The sequence below is a fragment of the Micromonospora sp. CMU55-4 genome (genome assembly GCF_011602315.1).
Lineage (GTDB): Bacteria > Actinomycetota > Actinomycetes > Mycobacteriales > Micromonosporaceae > Micromonospora > Micromonospora chalcea.
Window position 1 is genome coordinate 1 of record NZ_JAAOLH010000040.1, and the last position, 1,813, is coordinate 1,813.

At 68.0% G+C, this 1,813-nt stretch carries 1 protein-coding gene and 2 pseudogenes; 1 reads left to right on the top strand and 2 read right to left on the bottom strand.

Going from position 1 to position 1,813, the window contains the following annotated elements; genetic code table 11:
• Nucleotides 1-236 (top strand): annotated as a pseudogene (locus tag HA073_RS30810) (hypothetical protein); the annotation flags it as partial.
• A 76-nt stretch (nt 237-312) separates the two neighbouring features.
• Here HA073_RS30810 and HA073_RS30135 read toward each other — a convergent pair.
• Both HA073_RS30135 and HA073_RS31225 read right to left on the bottom strand, forming a co-directional pair.
• Entirely contained in the window at nt 313-981 is a 669-nt protein-coding gene (locus tag HA073_RS30135) for a 2'-5' RNA ligase family protein (protein WP_166457859.1), read from the bottom strand.
• A gap of 638 nt (nt 982-1,619) precedes the next feature.
• Nucleotides 1,620-1,813: pseudogene (locus HA073_RS31225) on the bottom strand (XRE family transcriptional regulator); the annotation flags it as partial.

Genomic DNA, 1,813 nt, shown 5'->3' on the forward strand with positions numbered 1-1,813 from the left:
TACCGTGCCAGAGGGCCCACTACCAGCGAAGACTCCGACTCCATCAGGTACGGCTGGAGTGCTTAGCCCTGTCCGACCGGCCCTCGCTCGGCCGCGTCCGAGCCCTCATGGCTGGGCGCGCACGTCGCGGCGACCAAGCCGGCGCGATCGCGTTTGACACCGAAGCGCGGCGAGTCTTCGATCACGTCGCGTCGGCGGACGGCGAGGCTCAGAAGGAGGCCGACCGGACACGGCCAGCAGGGGGCTCGTCAGGGGCAGGCCGGCGGATAGTAGGCCGAGGACGATAGTCACGACTTGGTCAGTCAGGTCAGGTCACTGTCCGGTGAGGGGCGCGGCAGCCACGGTTGCCCACTGGTAGGTGCGGTGTTCTCGGCGCAGGGCGATCAGCGTTGCCTGTCGGATGGTAACCCGGGCGGGTTGCTGGTGGCGGAGGTCGTTGAGGCGGTCGCGGATCGGTTCGGCCGGTGCTTGTGAGCCGCTGTAGGCGATCGTGACGTGGGGGCGGAAACCTTCGGCGGCCTCCGGCACGGTCTGCCATACCGCGCCGATGGCCTCGCGGATGGTGGTGCGGAGTTGTTCGACGCGGTGCCAGGGACGCACGAGCAAGCCGACTCCTTCCGCGTCGGGGTCGACCGGGCCAAGTGACAGCTCCAGAGGCGGCAGTTTGGTGCAGCGTCGCTGAGTTTCGGCGACGATCGCCTCGATGTCGCTGTTGTTGACCTCGTCGGTGAAGCCGAGCCCTTGCATGGTCAGGTGCAGCCCGTCGAGCGGCACCAGGTCTAGTCCGGGCAAAGTGAGTCGGCGTTGCAGGTCGGTGACGAGGTGATGGAGTTCAGACTGACGTTCGAAGGTGAGGTGCCATGTGTAGAACTGACGGCCGGCTCGCCAGCCTGGGCGCCAGTACCAGTGGTTGGTGAGTTCGGGCAGGTTCTGGTAGGCGGTCCAACGCTCGTGCAGGTTGGTCAGCTCCCGGCTGTTCATGGCAGCGATGGTAGAGCGGGCCGGGCGGCGGTACCGACCTGTGTGCGGTCGACGAGCATGTCGGCGACGTGCCGTAACGCCGGGTGATGGGCGAACGGCTGGGCGGTTGTGAGGAACTGGCGGGTACGTTGATGGACCGACTCGAAGCGCTGGTCCGCGGTGAGGGCGAGCGCTTCCTCTGCCAGCACGGCGGCCTGCTCCGGATCGGGGTCGCTGGCGTGCAGGTGTGCAGTGGCCAGGTCTAGGCGGCTTAGTGCTCGCGGGCCGGCGAGCTCTGCGGTGTCGAATGCCGTGATGGCGATGGCGAGGTGACTGGTGACCCCTGCGGTGCGGCCGAGCGCCAGGTAGGCGGTCGCCGCATTGGCCGCAGTCCTTGCCTGGCAGTACGGCCCGAGGGCAAGACTAGCGCTGACCTCTGAGCTGGCCGGGCGGTCGGACAACATGGTGAATGCGCGGTCCACGGCGCGGTCGACGCCGTACCGGTCACCGAGGCGGGCGAGTGCCCGGGCCTGCCCGTTGATCGTTAGTCGGATGCGGTGTTCGCCGGTGCCGCTGCGCTGCAGACCGTCCTGGGCGTAGGCCAGCGCATCGTGATAGTCGCCGGTGTAGAAAGCGATCAGGCTTTGCGTGGCCCGCGTCCAGGCTTGCACCTCGGGCTGCTGGGCGGCCTCCGCGAGGTCGAACGCTTCGGCGGCGTAGGCGTGCGCCAAGCCGAACACGCCGAGGTCCAAGGCGAGCGCGCCGAGAAGTCCGGACAGGTGGGCGGCGACAGTGTAGAGCCGAGCACGTTGCGGTGGATGTTGCCTGCCTGCCATGAGTTGGTCGACGTAGA